Annotated in this window: 19 protein-coding genes; 13 read left to right on the top strand and 6 right to left on the bottom strand. The window is 69.9% G+C overall.

What is annotated here, in order from left to right:
- On the bottom strand, window positions 1-327 hold a 327-nt coding region (locus IFT36_RS01125), incomplete at its 3' end, for a hypothetical protein (protein WP_200412209.1).
- Between the two features lie 233 nt (window positions 328-560).
- Here IFT36_RS01125 and IFT36_RS01120 point away from each other — a divergent pair.
- The 3 genes from IFT36_RS01120 to IFT36_RS01110 all read left to right on the top strand — a co-directional run bounded on the left by IFT36_RS01120 (window position 561) and on the right by IFT36_RS01110 (window position 2,453).
- Window positions 561-1,049, top strand: coding sequence for an FHA domain-containing protein (locus IFT36_RS01120; protein ID WP_056045006.1), 489 nt, complete (start codon window positions 561-563; stop codon window positions 1,047-1,049).
- Between the two features lie 2 nt (window positions 1,050-1,051).
- A complete protein-coding gene (gene ftsR / locus IFT36_RS01115; RefSeq protein WP_056045008.1) occupies window positions 1,052-1,750 on the top strand; it encodes a transcriptional regulator FtsR in 699 nt (232 codons plus the stop codon).
- Between the two features lie 154 nt (window positions 1,751-1,904).
- Complete coding sequence (locus tag IFT36_RS01110; protein ID WP_056047373.1) at window positions 1,905-2,453, top strand: MerR family transcriptional regulator; 549 nt, start codon at window positions 1,905-1,907, stop codon at window positions 2,451-2,453.
- A gap of 91 nt (window positions 2,454-2,544) precedes the next feature.
- On the opposite strand, the gene IFT36_RS01105 is transcribed toward IFT36_RS01110, so the two are convergent.
- Window positions 2,545-3,357, bottom strand: a complete 813-nt coding sequence (locus tag IFT36_RS01105) for a ParA family protein (RefSeq protein ID WP_054146774.1) — start codon at window positions 3,355-3,357, stop codon at window positions 2,545-2,547.
- Between the two features lie 160 nt (window positions 3,358-3,517).
- On the opposite strand from IFT36_RS01105, the gene def reads away from it, so the two are divergent.
- Window positions 3,518-4,015 (top strand): peptide deformylase, encoded by a 498-nt coding sequence (gene def, locus IFT36_RS01100; RefSeq protein ID WP_192123712.1) that lies wholly within the window; start codon window positions 3,518-3,520, stop codon window positions 4,013-4,015.
- Here the strand turns inward: def and IFT36_RS01095 are convergent, their stop codons facing one another.
- Window positions 4,016-5,854, bottom strand: a complete 1,839-nt coding sequence (locus tag IFT36_RS01095; protein ID WP_173150805.1) for an AMP-dependent synthetase/ligase — start codon at window positions 5,852-5,854, stop codon at window positions 4,016-4,018.
- A 101-nt stretch (window positions 5,855-5,955) separates the two neighbouring features.
- On the opposite strand from IFT36_RS01095, the gene IFT36_RS01090 reads away from it, so the two are divergent.
- From IFT36_RS01090 to IFT36_RS01080, 3 genes are all read left to right on the top strand, one after another.
- A complete protein-coding gene (locus tag IFT36_RS01090) occupies window positions 5,956-6,909 on the top strand; it encodes an ROK family glucokinase (RefSeq protein WP_173150806.1) in 954 nt (317 codons plus the stop codon).
- A 30-nt stretch (window positions 6,910-6,939) separates the two neighbouring features.
- Window positions 6,940-7,629 carry a lysophospholipid acyltransferase family protein gene (locus IFT36_RS01085; protein ID WP_200412208.1) on the top strand — a complete coding sequence of 230 codons (690 nt, stop codon included), beginning with the start codon at window positions 6,940-6,942 and terminating at the stop codon, window positions 7,627-7,629.
- Window positions 7,630-7,724: 95 nt separating this feature from the next.
- Window positions 7,725-9,053 carry a class II 3-deoxy-7-phosphoheptulonate synthase gene (locus IFT36_RS01080; protein WP_056047376.1) on the top strand — a complete coding sequence of 443 codons (1,329 nt, stop codon included), beginning with the start codon at window positions 7,725-7,727 and terminating at the stop codon, window positions 9,051-9,053.
- Between the two features lie 112 nt (window positions 9,054-9,165).
- Here the strand turns inward: IFT36_RS01080 and pknB are convergent, their stop codons facing one another.
- Window positions 9,166-11,124, bottom strand: a complete 1,959-nt coding sequence (pknB, locus tag IFT36_RS01075) for a Stk1 family PASTA domain-containing Ser/Thr kinase (RefSeq protein ID WP_123570012.1) — start codon at window positions 11,122-11,124, stop codon at window positions 9,166-9,168.
- A gap of 87 nt (window positions 11,125-11,211) precedes the next feature.
- On the bottom strand, window positions 11,212-12,558 hold the full coding sequence (locus IFT36_RS01070) for a LysM peptidoglycan-binding domain-containing protein (RefSeq protein ID WP_249408398.1): 1,347 nt from the start codon (window positions 12,556-12,558) through the stop codon (window positions 11,212-11,214).
- 193 nt (window positions 12,559-12,751) lie between these two features.
- On the opposite strand from IFT36_RS01070, the gene IFT36_RS01065 reads away from it, so the two are divergent.
- Window positions 12,752-13,108, top strand: a complete 357-nt coding sequence (locus IFT36_RS01065; protein WP_123570013.1) for an Rv2175c family DNA-binding protein — start codon at window positions 12,752-12,754, stop codon at window positions 13,106-13,108.
- Window positions 13,109-13,164: 56 nt separating this feature from the next.
- On the opposite strand, the gene IFT36_RS01060 is transcribed toward IFT36_RS01065, so the two are convergent.
- Entirely contained in the window at window positions 13,165-14,286 is a 1,122-nt protein-coding gene (locus IFT36_RS01060; protein ID WP_173150808.1) for a polyprenyl synthetase family protein, read from the bottom strand.
- Window positions 14,287-14,396: 110 nt separating this feature from the next.
- On the opposite strand from IFT36_RS01060, the gene IFT36_RS01055 reads away from it, so the two are divergent.
- From IFT36_RS01055 to IFT36_RS01035, 5 genes are all read left to right on the top strand, one after another.
- Window positions 14,397-14,795, top strand: a complete 399-nt coding sequence (locus tag IFT36_RS01055) for a DUF3040 domain-containing protein (RefSeq protein ID WP_200412207.1) — start codon at window positions 14,397-14,399, stop codon at window positions 14,793-14,795.
- Between the two features lie 273 nt (window positions 14,796-15,068).
- Window positions 15,069-15,500 carry a division/cell wall cluster transcriptional repressor MraZ gene (gene mraZ, locus IFT36_RS01050; RefSeq protein WP_055973040.1) on the top strand — a complete coding sequence of 144 codons (432 nt, stop codon included), beginning with the start codon at window positions 15,069-15,071 and terminating at the stop codon, window positions 15,498-15,500.
- A 101-nt stretch (window positions 15,501-15,601) separates the two neighbouring features.
- Window positions 15,602-16,552, top strand: coding sequence for a 16S rRNA (cytosine(1402)-N(4))-methyltransferase RsmH (gene rsmH, locus IFT36_RS01045; protein ID WP_200412206.1), 951 nt, complete (start codon window positions 15,602-15,604; stop codon window positions 16,550-16,552).
- Window positions 16,549-17,202 (top strand): cell division protein FtsL, encoded by a 654-nt coding sequence (gene ftsL, locus IFT36_RS01040; RefSeq protein WP_200412205.1) that lies wholly within the window; start codon window positions 16,549-16,551, stop codon window positions 17,200-17,202. The genes rsmH and ftsL overlap by 4 nt, the downstream gene beginning before the upstream one ends.
- Before the next feature lie 74 nt (window positions 17,203-17,276).
- Window positions 17,277-19,043: a peptidoglycan D,D-transpeptidase FtsI family protein gene (locus tag IFT36_RS01035; RefSeq protein ID WP_233568309.1), complete on the top strand. Its 1,767-nt coding sequence runs from the start codon at window positions 17,277-17,279 to the stop codon at window positions 19,041-19,043.
- The last annotated feature ends 8 nt before the right edge of the window (window positions 19,044-19,051 follow it).

The raw sequence follows: 19,051 nt of genomic DNA, 5'->3' as shown, positions 1-19,051 counted from the left end.
GGTGAGGGCGAGCCACTTCTTCGAGCGGCGCGGCCTCGTGGCGCCGCCGAAGGCCGGGGGCACCGTGCCGTCCGCGCCGTCGCCACCCCGCACCGTCGATGCGCCGGCCGCTGCGTCGTAGGCCTGGTGGGCGTCGTCGCGAGCCATCCAGGTGGGAGCCGCCGACACGTAGCGTGCGTCCGACGCGCCGGTGACGTGGGGGAGCGTGTGCGCCTCGGCGGGCTGCTCGACGCCCTCGCCGGCAGGCGGGGCGGTCGACGGGGAGGGCGTCACGGGCGTGGCGTCGTCCGGGGTGCCGGTCGTGTTGTCGCCGTCTCGGTCGTTCATGGTGTGCCTCCTGTGGCGGTGGTGGTGACGTGGGGTCCATGGAACGGCGCGACCCCAAGAGATCCCTATGACCGGACCGTGAGGCGGTGGGGAGTCCCATGAGGAGGCGCGGTGAACGGAGCCGAGATCGCCTCACCATCGCGCGCACCGCGATCTGAGGGGGCCGGTCCCCGAAATCGGTTCCCGACGAGGGTCGGAGTTCCGATACGCTGGGACGCCAAAGGAGGTCCACGATGGCAGAGCCCGCCAACCCGGCACCCGGCGAGCAGGACCGCGCTCCCGGCGCCCCTCGCGAGGTCGACACGACCCTCAGCTTCAACGAAGAGTTCCAGGCGCAACTGGCCGCTCTCGAGAGCGGCGTGTCCACCGACGAGCGTGACGCCGTCGCCGCACTGCCTTCGGGCTCCGCGCTGCTCGTGGTCCGTCGTGGCCCCAACATCGGCGCCCGGTTCCTCCTCGACTCGGACGTCACGGTCGCCGGACGTCACCCCGAGGCCGGCATCTTCCTCGACGACGTCACGGTCAGCCGCAAGCACGCCGAGTTCCGTCGCGAGGGCAGCACCTTCAGCGTGCGCGATCTCGGGTCGCTGAACGGTACCTACTTCGACGGCGTCCGCATCGACGAGGCCCGGCTCTCCGACGGAGCCGAGGTCCAGGTCGGCAAGTTCCGCCTCACGTTCTACGCATCGCGGGTCGACCTCGCGAACCTGGCGATCAAGTAGTCGTGCCCCGCACCGCCACCGCCCGGTCGTCGCAGACCGGGCCGTCCGACCTGCTGACGATCGGGCAGGTCCTCTCACGGCTCAAGCCCGAGTTCCCCGACCTGTCGAACAGCAAGCTGCGCTTCCTCGAAGAGCGCGAGTTGGTCACACCGGTGCGCACCCCGTCCGGCTACCGCAAGTTCTCACCGGCGGACGTCGAGCGGCTCCGCTTCATCCTCGGTCTGCAGCGCGACCACTACCTGCCGCTCAAGGTCATCAGGCAACACCTCGCCGACCTCGACGCGGGCCGACCTGCGTCGCTCCCGTCCGGGGCGGCGCCCGTCTCGATCCTGACCCACGGTCGGCGGCTCGGTCGCGACGAGTTGCTCCGCGAGACCGGCGCCACGCCCGCCCTGCTCGACGAGGCCGTCTCGGCGTCTCTCCTCCCGTCGGCGGGGCACTACGGCGACGAGTCGATCTCGGTGTTGTCGGCCCTGGTCGAGCTGGGCAGGTCGGGCATCGAGCCTCGTCACCTCCGGACGGTCCGGGCCTCGGTCGACCGCGAGCTCGGCCTGATCGAGACGGCCCTCGCGCCACTGGCCCGGAAGCACGACGCGGCCTCCCGGGCGCGGGTCGCCGAGCTCTCCCGTGAGCTCGCGGCGCAGGTCGACGTCGTCCGGTCGGGGCTCGTCCGGTCGGCTCTCGGGCGACTCGACGCCTAGACGTCTGCCCTCCGGGCGAATATCCTCGACACGCCGACCCGTCGATGCGAATGTCGCCCAGGCAGCTCCCCGTTGTGGGTACCGTGAGTCCTGTACAACCATCAACCCGATGTTGAACGTTGAGCTCCGGAAGTAGAACGTGGAAGGCAACAGCATGAGTGAGTCAGGTTCCTCCGAGGAATCCCGCTACGAGCTGGGTCTGCTCTTCACGGACGGCCTGCCCGAACACGACGCCGACAGCGGCTACCGCGGTACCGTCGCGGCCAAGGCCGCCGGCATCAGCTACCGCCAGCTCGACTACTGGGCCCGCACCGAACTCGTCGAGCCGACCATCCGCGGCGCGGCCGGCTCCGGTTCGCAACGCCTCTACGGTTTCCGCGACATCCTCGTCCTCAAACTCGTCAAGCGCCTCCTCGACACGGGCATCTCGCTCCAGCAGATCCGCACGGCCGTCAACCAGCTCCGTGAGGCCGGGGTGAACGACCTCGCCCAGACGACCCTGATGAGCGACGGTGCGAGCGTCTACCTGTGCACGTCGGACGACGAGGTCATCGACCTCGTCAGCCGCGGTCAGGGCGTGTTCGGCATCGCCGTGGGCAAGGTCCTCCGCGAGGTCGAGTCGAGTCTCGTCGAGATCGACAGCACCCCCGCCGCGGATCCCTCCGACGAGCTCGCGGCGCGACGCGGCACCCGAGCCAGCTGACCACACCTCGACCGCGAGTGGCGGTCGAGCACGACGAAGGCCCCGCACGAGATCGTGCGGGGCCTTCGTCGTGTGCAGCTGGGACCGGAGGTCAGCGGGCGGCAGGCTCGGCGTAGTCGCCGATCTTGGCCGTCCGCATGATGCGTTCGAGGAGCTGGTCGAAGTTGCGGGCCATCTCCTGGGCGCTCTCACCGGGCCAGGCGTGCAGCGGCTTGGCGGCACCCTGTGCCTGTTGCAGCGACGTACGCTCGGGCAGCTGGGGTGACAGGACGAGGGGGCCGAACATGTCACGCAGCTCCTTGATGCGGAACTGGTGCTCGAGGGACTGCACCCGGGCCCGGTTGACGATGATGCCGAGGGGCTGGAGGCGCGGTGACAGGCCTCGACGGATCTCCTCGATCGCCCGGAGCGCCCGGTCGGCGGCGGCCACGCTGAACAGACCCGGTTCGGTGACGACCGTCACGCGGTCGGATGCGGCCCAGGCCGTGCGCGTGAGGGCGTTGAGCGACGGGGCGCAGTCGATCAGGACGAGGTCGTAGTCGGCCTCGACGTTGGCGAGGGCCTCTTCGAGCTTCCAGATGTCGCGGATCGACGGGTGCGGACCGTCGAAGTTGATGGCCGAGGGGCTGCCGATCATGACGTCGACCTTGCCCTGGCGGCCCTTGGTCCACCCGCTGGGGGCGATCGCCGCCCGGACCGTCTTCTCTTTGGGCGACGCGAGGACGTCCGCCACGTTGAGGTGGCCCGAGACCGTGATGTCGAGGCCGGTCGAGACGTCGGACTGGGGATCGAGGTCGACGACGAGGGTCCTGAGACCTTTGGCGAAGGCGGCCGACGTGAGTCCGAGCGTCACCGTCGTCTTGCCGACGCCCCCTTTGAGAGAGCTGACGCTGAGTACATGCACGACACAGACGATACCTTCACTACTGTTGAATCACCCAACAGCCACGTCGATGCGGCGTGCGTCGGCTTCTGCGAAGCGACAGCACCAGCCCACCCGTCGTCGTCACGGTGTCGCGACCCGTCGTCCGCACCACACCCCGACCCACCCCAGGAGGCGCGCCGTGAGCGTGAGACCCATCCGCCTGTTCGGCGATCCCGTCCTACGATCGGCGTCCGACCCCGTGACGGTCGGAGATCCTCGGCTCGCGTCCCTGGTCGAGGACCTCCTCGACACCGTTCGCGAGCCGGGACGAGCCGGGGTCGCGGCCGCCCAGATCGGCGTGTCGCTCCGAGCCTTCAGCTACAACGTCGACGGTGAGGTCGGATACGTCCTCAACCCCGTCGTCGTCGAGGTGTCCGGAGAGAAGACCCTCGTCGACGAGGGGTGCCTCTCGGTGCCGGGGTTCTGGTTTCCCACCCCCCGCTACGAGTACGCCCGTGTCGAGGGGGTCGACCTCGACGGCCAGAAGGTCGTGCTCGAGGGCACGGGACTCATGGCTCAGGCCCTCCAGCACGAGACGGACCACCTCGACGGCACGCTCTACGTGCTCACCCTCGAACCCGAGACGAAGCGCGAGGCCATGCGAGAGATCCGCGCCGCCGACTGGTGGCGCGCCTGATCACCGTCCCCGTGCGGTGACCGTGCGCACCGACTCGGTGTCGGGGTGGGCGGTGTAGATGTCGGCGATCTGCTGGGCGAAGTCGTTCAGCACGACGGCACGCTTGACGCTCATCTTGGGCGTGAGATGCCCGCCGGCCTCGGTGAACTCGACCGGCAGGATCTCGAACTTGCGGATCGACTCGGCGCGCGACACGGCGGCGTTCGCACCATCGACGGCTCGTTGGACCTCGGCGCGGACCTTGGGGTGCCGGGCGGCCTCGGCCAACGGCATGTCGGCTGCTTCACCGGCGTTGTTCAGCCACACCGGCAGCATCTCCGTGTCGAGGGTGACGAGGGCCGCGACGAACGGCCGCTGGTCGCCCACGACGACGACCTGGCCGACCAGGGGATTGGCCCTGATCGGGTCCTCGAGGGCGGCAGGGGAGACGTTCTTGCCTCCCGCGGTGACGATGATCTCCTTCTTGCGACCGGTGATCGTCAGGTAACCGTCGGCGTCGAGCGAGCCGAGATCGCCGGTGCGGAACCAGCCGTCGTCGAGGACCTCGGCCGTGGCCTCGTCGGCCTTCCAGTACCCCGCGAAGACGTTGACGCCCTTGACGAGCACTTCTCCGTCGGCGGCGATCGTGATGCCGACGCCGGGGAGTGCCGGGCCCACCGTTCCGATCTTGAACTTGGAGACGAGGTTGACGGCCGCAGGCGCCGTGGTCTCGGTCAGTCCATACCCCTCGAGGATGCGGATGTCGAGACTCCGGAAGAAATGACCCAGTCGTGTCCCGAGCGGAGCCGAACCCGAGACGGCGTAGCGGATGTTGCCGCCCATGGCCTTCTTGAGCTTGCTGTAGACCAGGCGGTCGAACAGTGCGAAGCGGAGCTTGAGTCCCAGGGGCACGGTGCCCTCGTCGAGCGCGCGACTGTGGGCGATCGCGACGGCCACGGCCTGCCGGAAGATGCCGCCCTTGCCCCCGGCCTCGGCTTTCTGCTCCGCCGAGTTGTAGACCTTCTCGAAGACGCGGGGGACCGCGAGCAGGAAGCTCGGCTTGAACGAGGCCAGCGACGGCAGCAACTGCTTGGTGTCCGCCTGGTGCCCGACCTTCACGCCGGCGTGGACCGACATCACGGCGATGAAGCGCGCGAAGACGTGCGCGGTCGTCACGAACAAGAGGGTGGAGGAGCCGGGCGCCACGACGTCGCTCATGGCGACGGCGGCGTTCCGGCTCGTCTCGACGAAGTTGGCGTGGGTGAGCACGCAGCCCTTGGGCCGGCCGGTGGTGCCCGACGTGTAGATGATCGTCGCGACGTCCGCGGCGACGGCCGCGCTCCGGCGGCGTTCGAGTTCGTCGTCGGACACGTCGACACCGGACGCGGCCAGCTTGTCGAGGTCTCCGAGGTCGACCTGCCAGACCCGTGTCACGGCAGGCAACTCGGGGTGCACCTCGTCGAACCGCGAGAAGTGGTCCGCGGTCTCGACGATGACGGCCACGGCCTCGGAGTCGCTGAGGTTCCAGTGGACCTGTGCCGGCGACGACGTCTCGTAGACGGGGACGAGCAGGGCGCCTGCGAACCAGGTCGCGAAGTCGATGAGCGTCCACTCGTAGCGCGTGCGGCACATCAGGCCGATCTTGTCGCCCGGTTCGACGCCCGCGGCGATCAGGCCCTTCGCGAGTGCGCGCACCTGCTCGAGGAACCGAGCCGCCGTGATGTCGCGCCAGCCACCTCGTCCGTCCGGCACGGAGAAGAGTGGTTCGTCGGGCGTGGCCGCCGCCCGCGCGAGCAACAGGTCGGTGGCGTTCGCGGACGGGTCGGCGGGGACGGCGGGGGGGACGATGTGTTCGTTCACGGCAGCTCCTTCGGTACCGAACGATGGTCCGACCACCCTAACGCGGCCTCGCAGGAGCGGGTGCCCGAGGTGGAGGGTCGTCGAGGATAGACTCGATCCTCGTGCAGGCAATCGGAATCGACATCGGTGGGACGAAGATCGCGGGCGGGGTGGTCACCGAGTTCGGCGAGATCGTCGACGAAGAGCGCGTGGCGACGCCCGCGGGCGACGCGGGTGCGATCGTCGACGCGGTCGTCGAGATGGTCACCTCCTTGCAGGCACGCCACCCCGACGTCGCCGCCGCCGGTGTCGCGGCGCCCGGCTTCATCGACGCCGCACAGTCGACCGTGTACTACACGCCCAACATCGCGTGGCGCAACGAGCCCCTCCGGGCCCGGCTGTCCGAACGGCTCGACCTGCACATCACCATCGACAACGACGCCAACGCCGCCGGCTGGGCCGAGTTCCGGTTCGGGGCCGGTCGTCTCGCCAGCGACATGACCATGCTCACCATCGGCACGGGGGTGGGCGGTGCCATCGTGGCGCAGGACCGCCTCCTGCGCGGAGGATTCGGCACGGGTGGCGAACTCGGCCACATGCGCATCGTGCCCGACGGTCTGCCCTGCGGCTGCGGGGCCCGTGGGTGCATCGAGCAGTACGGCTCGGGGCGCGCACTGCTGCGCATCGCCGGTGAGGTGGCCGACGAGGGCGGCCTCGGCCGCGGTCTCGCGGACGTCCGCACGGCGAACGGCGGCGAGCTCTCCGGTCACGACGTCAGCTTGTTGCTGCAGTCCGGTGACGACGGTGCCGTCGAGGCCCTGCGCCGCCTCGGGACCTGGCTCGGACAAGCCGCCGCGTCGCTGAGCGCGATCCTCGATCCGCAGGTGTTCGTCTTCGGCGGCGGGGTCGCGCAATCGGGCGAACTGCTGCTGGCACCCGTCCGCGCGGCCTACCTCGAGCACCTGCCCGCTCGCGGTTACCACCCCGAGCCCGAGTTCGTGATCGCCGAGCTGGTGAACGACGCGGGGGTCGTGGGCGCCGCCGACCTCGCCCGCCTCCACGCCGGCGACCGCTAGACTCCCGACGCCCCGACGAGAGGAGCACCGATGCTCTACTGGTTCCTGAAGACGATGGTCGCGAGTCCGCTCGTCCTGTCGATCTTCCGACCGTGGGTCAGCGGTCGCGAGCACGTCCCGGCCTCGGGTGCCGTCATCTTCGCGAGCAACCACCTCTCGTTCGTCGACTCGATCTTCCTGCCGCTCGCCCTCGATCGGCGCATCTCCTTCCTCGCCAAGAGCGACTACTTCACCGGCAAGGGCATCAAGGGGTGGGCCATCCGACTGTTCTTCACGGCCACGGGTCAGCTCTCCATCGACCGGTCCGGGGGCAAGGCCTCCGAGGCGTCGCTGGCGACGGGCCTGTCCGTCCTCCGTCGCGGCGAGCAACTCGGCATCTACCCCGAGGGCACCCGCAGCCCCGACGGCAAGCTGTACCGCGGTCGGACGGGCGTGGCGCGCATGATCCTCGAGGGTCACGTGCCCGTGGTCCCCGTCGCCATGATCGGAACCGAGAAGGTGATGAAGACCGGTACCAAGATCCCTCGCCTGCACCGGGTCGGGATCGTGTTCGGTGAACCCCTCGACTTCAGCCGCTTCGAGGGCATGGAAGGCGACCGCTTCATCCTGCGGTCCATCACCGACGAGATCATGTACGAGCTCAACGCCCTCAGTGGCCAGCAGTACAGCGACGTCTACGCGACCAGCGTCAAAGAGAAGCGCCCGACCCTTTCACGGTAGGCTCGCCTGTCGAGGTCGTTCGGCCTCGAGACCGTCAAGTGGCAAGGAAGACCGTGGCCCAGCTCACCGAACCGTTCGTCGTCACCGATCCCGACGTGATCGACGGTCTCGACCATTGGCGCACGCTCCCCATCAAGCAGCAGCCCACCTGGCACGACGGTGCAGCCGTCGAGGCCGCCTCGGCCGAGCTGTCCACCCTGCCTCCGCTCGTCTTCGCCGGCGAGGTCGACACGTTGCGCACCAGGCTGGCGTCGGCGGCCCGGGGCGAGGCGTTCCTGCTGCAGGGTGGTGACTGCGCCGAGACCTTCGCGGGAGCGACCGCGGACCAGATCCGCGACCGCGTCAAGACCATCCTGCAGATGGCCGTCGTCCTCACGTACGGCGCGTCCGTCCCCGTGATCAAGATGGGCCGCATGGCCGGCCAGTTCGCCAAGCCGCGCTCGAGCGACACCGAGACCCGGGACGGCGTCACCCTGCCGGCCTACCGCGGTGACATCGTGAACGGCTACGACTTCACCCCCGAGTCCCGACGTGCGGATGCCTCGCGGCTCGTGAAGGGCTACCACACCTCCGCCTCGACCATCAATCTGATCCGGGCCTTCACGCAAGGCGGGTTCGCCGACCTCCGCCAGGTGCACAGCTGGAACCAGGGCTTCGCCCGCAACCCGGCCAACGCCGAGTACGAGCACCTCGCCCGTGAGATCGACAAGGCGATCCGGTTCATGGAGGCGGCGGGGGCCGACTTCGACGAACTCAAGCGCGTCGAGTTCTACACGAGCCACGAGGGCTTGCTCATGGACTACGAGCGCCCCCTGACCCGCATCGACTCGCGCACGGGTACGCCGTACGTGCTGTCGTCGCACTTCGTGTGGATCGGCGAGCGGACCCGCGACCTCGACGGTGCCCACGTCGACTTCCTCTCCCGGGTGCGCAACCCGATCGGCGTCAAGCTCGGCCCGACGACGACGGCCGACGACATGTTGCGCCTCATCGACAAGCTCGATCCCGAGCGTGAGCCCGGGCGCCTGACCTTCATCACCCGCATGGGGGCAGGCACCATCCGGGATGCCCTGCCTCCCCTCCTCGAGGCCATCAAGAAGGCCGACGCGACGCCCCTGTGGGTCAGCGATCCGATGCACGGCAACGGTCTGACGACGCCCACGGGCTACAAGACCCGGCGCTTCGAAGAGATCATGGACGAGGTCAAGGGGTTCTTCGAGGCACACCGTGCTGCGGGCACCCACCCGGGCGGAATCCACATCGAGCTGACCGGCGACGACGTCACCGAGTGCCTGGGTGGTTCCGAGCACATCGACGAGGCGACGCTCGCCACCCGCTACGAGTCGCTCTGCGACCCCCGCCTCAACCACATGCAGTCGCTCGAACTGGCCTTCCTGGTGGCCGAGGAACTCGCGGCCGACTGAGCCCGGTCGACACGGCGACGGCCCCGGGACCCTCGGTCCCGGGGCCGTCGCCCTGTCGGTGCCCTCGACCTCAGAGCTCGTCGGTGCCCTCGGCCTCAGGGGAGGCCGGGACTCATTCCACCCGGTACGTGAGCGTGATCGTCGCACCCTTGGTCGCGGTCAGGCCGGCGACGGGGTTCGTCTCGGTGACCGGCAGGCGGGCCTCCCAGTCGTAGAACGCACACGTGAAGGCCGTGCAGGTCGGGTAGCTCACCCGGAAGCCGAGACCCTGCAACTGGGACGTGGCCGCGTCGATGGTCTTGCCTCGGACGTCCGGGATGGTGATGGGCGGCGGGCCCTTCGACACGACGAGGTTGACCGTGTCGCCGTGTCGGAGCGGCCCCTCGGCCTGCTGTTCGTATCGGATGACCTCCCCGGAGGCGACCGCATCGCTGAATTCCGTTCCGCTCTCCACACCCGTCAACTGTGCCCCCGCGAGAGCGCCCTGCGCGTCCGCCACCGAGAGGCCCGCCACGTCCGGGACGGGGCCGAGCGAGACGGTGAGCGTCACGGGTCGTCGTTCTCCGTACTGGGCTGCTCCGGCGAGATCGACCGGCGTGTCCGCGTCGTCCACGCCACTGATCCCGAGGACGGTGCCGGCGGCCGACTCGTCGAACTGGCTCGACGTCGGCTGCAGCGTGAAGTCCGAGAGCGCTTCGGTGGCCGCGGTCTCGGTGTCGCCGACGACGGTCGGGACCGGGAGTTGCCGGGGCCCCTGGGAGACGACCAGGGTGATCGTGGACCCCTTCTGCACACGGGTCGTGGCGTCGGGGTCCGTGCGCGCGACCTGGCCCGAGGGCACCACCGGGGAGAAGTCCGTCTGGGGATCGGGGGCTACCACGAAGCCGGCCGACGTGAGGGCGGCCGTCGCCGCGTCCGGTGCCCGTCCTGACACGTCGGGGACGGACGCCTGCGCCCCGGGACCCGAGCCGAACCACCAGCCGGTCCCTCCGGCGAGCAGCGCGACCGCGACGACGACGGCCATGAGCACCCGTCCCCGCCGCCGACGACGGTCGGCGACGGCCGCGAGCGTCGTGGCGGCGTCGTCGGGTGCGGCCTGGACCGGCCCGGTCCGGTGTCGCGCCTTGGGCAGGATCTGCGTCTCGCCCGTGCCGCCGGACGGCAGGACGGAGGTCGCGCCCGCGGCAGGGAGCACCATCGTCCGGTTCGCGGGTGGTCCCGAGGGATCGGCCAGCACCCGTTGCACGTCGAGCAGTTGGTCGAGCAGGGCCCGGGCGTCCCTCGGTCGCTGTTCGGGGTCGCGAGCGGTCGCCCAGAGGACGAGCTCGTCCAACTCGACCGGCACGCGGGGGTTGGCGGAGCTCGGGGTGGGGACCGTGTCGTTGGCGTGCTGGTAGGCGATCTGCATGGGCTGGTCGCCCTTGTAGGGCTGCTCGCCCGTGAGCATCTCGTACATCATGATGCCGAGCGCGTAGATGTCGCTGCGGGTGTCGGCGATGCCGCGGGTCACGAGCTCGGGGGAGAGGTACGCGATCGTCCCCAACAGCGCGGCACCCGTGGCGGTGTTGGCCGTCGCGGCCCGCGCCAGGCCGAAGTCGCCGATCTTGATGCGTCCGTCGTCGGCGAGGAGGACGTTCTCGGGCTTGAGGTCGCGGTGCACGATGCCCGCGCGGTGGGCGGCGGCGAGACCGGCGAGGACGGCTTCGAGGATGTCCATCGCCTGCTCGGGCGTCAGCACCTTGTGGTCCTGCAGGAGTTCGCGCAACGTGATGCCGGGCAGGTACTCCATCACCAGATACGCCGACTCGTCGTCCTGGCCCTGGTCGAAGACGTTGACGACGTTGGGGTGGGCCAGGCGGGCGGCCGAGCGCGCCTCCTGGATGAAGCGCTCCTTGAACGACGCGTCGTCGGCCAGGTGGCCGTGCATGATCTTGATCGCCACGCGGCGTTCGAGTCGCAGGTCGGTGGCCAGGTACACGGTGGCCATGCCACCTCGGGCGATGCGCGAACGGACCTCGTACCGGCCCTCGATGAGACGGCCGATCATCGGGTCAGTCTGGTTCACGCTCACCTTCGTGATTTTACGGACCGAGGGCCGTGCGGGTGTCCCAACTCACCGCACGGCGGGAAACCGCCCGGCAGGTGGGTCGTCCGGGGTTCAGCGCAGGGTCGCGAGCCAGGTGGTGGCCGGAGCTTCCCACTTGGCGTAGGCATCCGGGAACGCCGAGTACTGGACGGCCTGGGCCGCCTTCGTCAGGGACATCGACTGCCACCCCTTGACGTCCAGGAGGCCGCGCGTCTTGCCGGTGTTGGGGTTGCTCGCGCCACCGAAGAAGAGCTTGGTCGCGTGCACCGGGTCGCGTAGCTGCGCGGGGGTGCCCCAACCCGTGCTCGGACGCTGTTGGAAGAGGCCGAGGGAGTCACGGTCGCCGTGGTCGAGGTTGCGCAGGCTGCTCTCCTGGGCGGCCGCGGCCAGGGCGATCACGATCGCACGGTCTCCGACCCCGAGCTGGCGTCCGACCGAGATGATGACCCGGGCGTTGGCGGCCTGCTCGGCGGTCAACGTCGCGCTGACGCCCAGCGGTGCGGCCGACGTCGACGCGACGACGGTCGTGGCGGTCGGCGCGGAGACGCCGGGGAGGGTGAGGGTCTTGCCGGCGTAGATGGTGCTGGTGAACGAGAGGCCGTTCGCGGCGAGGAGGGCCTTGACGCTCGTCCCCGACTTCGAGGCGATCGAGGCGATGGTGTCGCCCCGCTGGATGACGTAGCTGCCCACCGCGGGCCCCCCGGCGGGGGCCGGTGTCGGGGCGGCGGCGGAGGCGTCCGTCGGGACGGTCAGGGTCTGGCCCGGGTAGATGATGCTCGACAGTCCCAGCCCGTTCGCCTGGATGAGCGCGCTGGTCGTGACGCCGTGCGCACGCGCGATGGAACTCAGCGTGTCCCCACGGACGATGACGTACCGGCCGCCCGTCGCCTTGGCCGGGGCGGGCGCGGCGGACGGCTTGGCTGCGGCGCTCGTGGCGGCGCTCAGGCTCAGGGTCTGGCCCGGGAAGATGGTGGACTTCCAGCTGAGGCCGTTGAGGGCGAGCACCGACGCGGTGCTCAGGCCGAACGAGCCGGCGATGCTCGCGACCGTGTCGCCCGACTTGACGGTGTACGTGGCGGGGGCCGCGCCGAAGACCGTGGCGGAGGTCGCGGCCGTCTCGACCGTGGCCGCGGTCTTCTGCTCGGGCGCGGACAGTCGAGGAGGCAGCACGGGACGCGGTGACGCGTCGGGCTTCTTCGTCGGGTTCTGGTCGAGGGCGAACACGGGGCCCGTGACGCCCATGCTGAGGGCCATCGAGCCAGCCAGGACGATCGGGACGGTGTTGAGCATCGACCGGGCCATGCGGGAGAGGGGCTTGCGCCCGTCTCCGCCACCGAGGGGGCCGAAGGCGCTGGTCGACCGGGCGTCCTGGGTCGTCACGGACTCGGAGTCGGGGCGGGCGGAACTGACGTCGTTCATGGGCTGATCCTCGGTTCGGGGGCGGGGACACGGTCGCTGGGTGATCGGTGAGCCGCGGTGCCACGTCGTCCAAAGTTGGCACACGTGGATATCCAAGTCAATCAGCGTGACGGATGTTGCGCATGTGACTCGACCCACGTGAGGGAGGCGAGGAGGCGCAGCGAGGGCCACGAACCCGTGGCAAGGTTGTGGCGTGACCGATCTCTCTCAACGCCCCTGGTTCGCCGACACCGAATGGCTCACCGTGCCCGACCTCGTCGAGCGGCTCGGCCTCGGCGTCAGCCGCGTCCGGCGCCTCCTCGAGGAGCACGTCCTCGTCGGGACCCGCGTGGACGGCGTCACGAAGGTGCCATCCGTCTTCCTCGACGGCTCGGAGCCGAGGCACGACCTCCGGGGCACCCTGACGGTCCTGTCGGACAACGGGTTCGACGACGACGAGGCCCTCGACTGGATGCTGTCCCACGACGAGGCCCTCGGCACGAGCCCCGTCGCCGCCCTCCAGGCCGGACGCAAAGCCGAGGTCCGGCGCATCGCGCAGAGCCTCCTCTAGCCCCGATCCGCGCCTCTGGCGGCTGCCGGTCCTCGGCCGCCCTGGCGCAGAGGGCGTCAGGAGGCGCGGCGCGTGACGGTCTCGGCGAGTCGCGTCAACTGCGTCCGGGCCGACGGCGCGAGTCCCGACCTCTCGAGTGCGTGGACGGCACGCTCCACCTGATCGGTGATCGTCTGCTCGACGGCGTCGACGGCACCGCTGTCGCGGAGCGTCGCCTGGAGCATGCTGATCTGGTCGTCGTCGAGTTCGGGGTCACCGAGGAGTTCGTCCAGCAGGCGGACGGCCCCGGGGGGCAGGGCTCGGCGGGCCGTCGCCACGAGGACGGTGCGCTTGCCCTCTCGGAGGTCGTCGCCCGCGGGCTTTCCCGTGACCGAGGGATCGCCGAAGACACCGAGGAGGTCGTCACGCAGCTGGTAGGCGATGCCGAGGGGCAGCCCGAAGTGCCGCAGGGACTCGAGGGCTGGCCGGTCGGCCCCGGCCATGGCCGCGCCGACGGTCAGCGGGGCTTCGACGCTGTACTTCGCCGACTTGTAGACGATGACGCGCTGGGCACGCGGCAACAGCTGCACCTCGTCGACCGTCCGCCAGGCGTTCTCCTCGAGGATGTCGAGGTACTGGCCCACCGTGACCTCGGTCCGCATCCGGTTGAGCTCGAGGCGGGCCGCGCGGGCGGCGTCACGGGACGGGAGGGAGTCCAGGGCCTCGCTGAGGAGCTCGTCGCTCCACGCCAGGAGGAGGTCTCCCATGAGGAGGGCTCCCGAGCGACCGAACGCCTCAGGGGACCCGAGCCAGGCCCCCTCGCGGTGCAGGGACTCGAAGCGCCGATGCGCCGCCGGGAGTCCGCGGCGCGTGTCCGAGTTGTCCATGATGTCGTCGTGCACGAGCGCGGCGGCGTGGAAGAACTCGAGCCCCGCCGAAGCGGTCATGACGGCGTCGATCTCGCGTTCGTCGCGGGGCTCCCCGAGGGGATCGAATCCGGTGTCGAGCCCGGCGACGGACTGCCAGCCCCAGTAGCAGAAGAGAGCCCGGAAGCGTTTCCCGCCGCGGAGCAGATCGCCCGAGTAGAGGGAGAAGGAATCGAGGTCGGGAGCGATGCCCATGAGGGCCGGTCGCTGACGCTCGAGGAACCGATCGATGCGCTCTTGAACGACGTCCACTAACCGCGTACTCTCAGCCACGCTGCCTAGCCTAGCGATAGCTGTCGGGCATACACTCGCAGCTACTCATCGCGTCGATCCCGAGGCTCCCGCCTCGCGCTTGAGAGCCCGTGCTCGAAGGGAACACCAAGATGCCACTTTCCGAACAGGAGCAGCGGCTCCTCGAAGAGATGGAGCGGAGTCTCTACAACAACGACTCCGACTTCGTGGCGACGGTCGGGACCCGCGGCGCCAGACCCAACTACACGCTGGTCGTGGTCGGGGTCCTCGGGGCGCTCGTCGGCATCGCCGTGATCGTCGCGGGCGTCATCTTCCGCCAGCCCTTGATCGGCGTGGCGGGGTTCGTGGTCATGCTCGCGGGCGTGCTGTTCGCCATCGCGCCTCCCAAGCGGAAGGGGTCCTCGACGGCCTCGATGCCGTCGGCTCCCCGTTCCTCCACCTCCCGCCCCGCGCATCCCGCCAAGGGGGGCCTGATGGATCGATTCAACGACCGGTGGGACCGCCGCCAGGACGGCGACGAGCGCTCCTAGGCGCCACCAGCACCACGACCACAGGGGTCGGCCTTCGGGCCGGCCCCTTTTTCGTGCGCCCATCCATCCTGCAGGAGGCGCGCGACACGCAGGACGCGCCTCCTCGTGGTCCTTTCCCTCCACCGTCCTCCACCCGTGTGGCCCCCGAACTGGAGCGGATCGCAGGCCGGACACGCGGCGGAGGACCCGCCTTTTCATTGCCTGGTGGTGGGTTGTGGAGTAAAGTGGAGGTACGTGCCACAGACGGGGTGCGGGGCGAGGGGAGACGGGCGCATGTTCCTCGGCACCTATTCGCCCAAGCTCGACGAGAAAGGGCGCATCATCCTCCCCGCGAAATTCCGTGACGAACTGGCTTCCGGCCTCGTCATGACCCGTGGGCAAGAGCGGTGCGTCTACGTCTTCAGCCAGCGCGAGTTCGAAGACATGCACTCGCGCATCCGTCAGGCGCCCGTCACGAGCAAGCAGGCCCGCGACTACATGCGCCTCTTCCTCTCGGGCGCGAGCGACGAGATCCCCGACAAGCAGCACCGGGTCACCATCCCGGCGACACTGCGCGAGTACGCCGGCCTCGGCCGTGACCTCACCGTCATCGGCGCGGGAAACCGTGCCGAGATCTGGGCCACCGACGCCTGGAACACCTACTACGAGGCCCAGGAGGCCGAGTTCGCCAACACCACCGAGGAGGTGATCCCCGGGCTCTTCTAGCCCGTGGGCCCCGACCCTCAGCCGTCAGCCCTGGCGCACCTTCCCCGGTGCCAGGTCCCGACGGATGGGGATCAGGGCCGACGAGCACAGCCCGTGTCGTCATGGCCGATCAGATCCACACCCCCGTCCTCCTCGAGCGGACCCTCGAACTCCTCGCCCCGGCCGTCTCGCGTCCCGGCGCCGTCGTCGTCGACTGCACCCTCGGCATGGGTGGCCACAGCGAAGCGATGCTGCAGGCCTTCCCTGAGCTCACCGTCGTCGGCCTCGACCGCGACACGGAGGCACTCGCCCTCGCCGGCGAGCGGCTCGCACCCTTCGGCGACCGGGCTCGCCTCGTGCACACGACGTACGACGGCATCGCCGACGCGCTCGACGACCTCGATCTCGAGACCGTCGACGGGGTGCTCTTCGACCTCGGCGTGTCGTCCCTGCAGCTGGACCGGGTCGAGCGCGGTTTCTCGTACTCCAAGGACGCGCCCCTCGACATGCGCATGGACCCCACCTCGCCCGTCACGGCGGAGCGCGTCCTCGCCGAGTACCCCGAGAGCGAGCTCCGGCGCATCTTCTACCAGTACGGCGAAGAGAAGCTGGCTCCGCGCTACGCCCGGCGGATCGTCGAGCACCGGGCCGACTCGCCGCTCACCCGCAGCGGTGAGTTGGTCGACCTCCTGATCGCGGCGACGCCCATGGCCCTGCAACGTGCCGGTCACCCCGCCAAGCGCGTGTTCCAAGCGCTCCGCATCGAGGTGAACGGCGAGCTGGCCTCGCTCGAGGCGGCCGTCCCGGTCGCCCTCGACCGTCTCGCCGTCGACGGGCGGATCGTCGTCCTCGCCTACCAGTCCCTCGAAGACCGTTTCGTCAAGCGGGAACTCGCCGCTCGGACGACCTCAACGGCGCCGCAGGGCCTCCCGGTGGAGTTGCCGGAGCACCGTCCCGACTTCCGCCTCCTCGTCCGAGGGGCCGAGCTGGCTTCCGACGCCGAACGCGACCTCAACCCCCGAGCCAAGCCCGTGAGACTGCGCGCCGCCGAACGAATCCGGAGAAAAGCATGAGCAGCAACCTGGCCATCGCGACCCCGTCGAGCCGTCCGCAGCCGTCGTCGACCCCGACGGCGCGCCCGGTCGAGATCGTCACGAGTCGGTCGCAGCGACGGGCCCGTCCGAAGATCGCCTACGCGCTCATCGCGACGGCGGCGCTGTTCGTCCTCCTGCTGGCCCAGCTCGCGATCAGCATCGCCTTGAGCGACGGCGCCTACAAGATCTCCGACCTGCAGGCCGCGAAGACCGAGCTCGTCCGCGACCAGCAGAAGTTCAGCGAGCAGCGCGACGTGCTGTCCTCGCCGCAGAACCTCGCCGCCAACGCCGACGAACTCGGCATGGTCCGCAACTCGAACCCCGTCTACCTCGATCTGGCCACGGGCGCGGTCCACGGCTCGCCCGCCCCCGCGGCGGGGGCGGACGAGGCGACGTCCGGCAACCTGATCCCCAACACCCTGCTCGAGGGCGTCCCGCTGACGACCAAGGCCCCCGCGACCGCCGCCGACGGCACGGCGACCACCGACCCCTCCGCCTCGTCGGTCGGTGCTCCGACCACGGCGGGCGCCGTGGCCGTTCCGACCGACGCAGGCGCGGCGGACGGGGGATCGGCCGGCGAGTCGGTAGCGTCGGGCGCGAACGAGCTGGCGGCTCCGCAGACCCGCTAGCGGCATGCCGTCACCGGTACATCGAACGACGACAGCGGGTCGGGCAGGCGCCCGGCCGCGGTGAGGAACCTCTCGTGAAAGCAGCTCCCCGAAGCCGCCGTCTCCGCGCGACGCTGGCGATGGCGCTGATCATCGCGCTCGTCGGCGTGTTCGTGGTGCGCCTGGCGGACATCCAGCTCGTGCAGGCGGCCGAGCTCAACGAGCAGTCCCAGAACAAGCGCGAGATCGTGCAGACGACCTACGGCGATCGTGGCGACATCACCGACGTCGACGGCACCGTGCTCGCCGGCAGCGTCACCCGGTACAACATCACGGCCGCTCCGGCCTTCGCCACGACGGCCAAGGTCAAGGGCGACGACGGCACGACCACCGAGCTGACGGTCGACCAGGTGGTCGAACGCATCGCCGAGATCACCGGGGGTGACGCCGCGACCATGACGAAGGCGTTGACCACCGACCCCGAGGCGAACTTCGCGTACCTGGTCAAGGGCGTCGACGTCGACGCCTTCCGCGAGGTCCGCGAGATGGACGTGTCGTGGGTGTACTTCCAGCGCCAGGCCGCGCGCACCTACCCCAACGGCGCGGTGGCGGGCAACCTCACGGGCTTCATCGGCACCGACGGGCCGCAGGCCGGACTCGAGCTGAGCCAGGACGCGTGCCTGGCGGGCACCGACGGCTCGGAGACCTACGAGCGCGGAGCCGACGGGGTCCAGTTGCCCGGCAGCACCGTCACGACCAAGAAAGCGGTCGCCGGGGGCACGCTCCGTCTCACGGTCGACAGCGACCTCCAGTACATGACCCAGCAGGCGCTGGGCGAACAGGCCGAGGCCATCGGAGCCGAGTCGGCCACGGCCGTCGTCATGAAGGCGAGCGACGCCTCGCTGCTCGCGGTCGCCGACTACCCGGCCGTCGACCCCAACGACGTCAACGGCACCGCCGTCGACGACCTCGGCAGCAAGGCCTTCACCTACTCGTACGAGCCGGGTTCGACCTTCAAGGCGATGACCGCCGCCATGCTGCTCGACTCGGGCAAGGCCGATCCCGCGACGCGGGCGACGGTGCCGTACTCCCGCACGTTCCCCTGGGGCGGCGAGATCCACGACGCCACCTTCCACCCGACCGAGAACCTCACGCTGACGGGCATCCTGCGCGACTCGTCGAACGTCGGCATCTCCCTGCTCGGCCAGTCGCTCTCGGCCCAGCAACGTCACGACTACATGGTGAAGTTCGGTCTGAACGACCCGACCGGCGTGGCCTTCCTCGGGGAACCCACGACGGGCATCCGGCCGGCCTCCCAGTGGGACCAGCAGACGAGCATCAACACGATGTTCGGACAGGGCGTCTCGACGACCGCCATCCACATCGCGAGCATCTACCAGACGCTGGCCAACCACGGCACCCGGTTGCCGGTCAACCTCGTCGCCGGGTGCACCGCCCCCGACGGCACCGTCACCGACGCGCCCTCCGCCGAGGGCACGAGCGTCGTCTCGCCGTGGGCCGCCGACACGACCGTCAACATGCTCGAGAAGGTCGTCAGCGACGGCGACCTCAAGGACGTCCTGTCGATCCCCGGCTACCGCGTCGCGGCCAAGACCGGCACCGCCGAGGTCGCGCGGTCCGACGGAACCGGCTACGGTTCTGACCGCATCGTCTCGGTGGCGGGCATCGCTCCGGCCGAGAACCCGCAGTACGTCGTCGTCGTGACCTTCACCAAGCCCAGTACCATCAAGACGTCGGCCGCTGCGGCGCCGACCTTCAACAAGATCATGTCCCAGGTCCTCGAGATGTATCGGGTCCCTCCGTCGACGGAGCCGGCACCCAGCCTGCCCGAGACCTGGTGAGAGAAGAG

The sequence above is a fragment of the Frigoribacterium sp. CFBP 13605 genome (genome assembly GCF_014839405.1).
Classification (GTDB): domain Bacteria; phylum Actinomycetota; class Actinomycetes; order Actinomycetales; family Microbacteriaceae; genus Frigoribacterium.
Note: the sequence above shows the minus strand (reverse complement) of the source record. Positions and strands in the feature narration are given on the sequence as shown.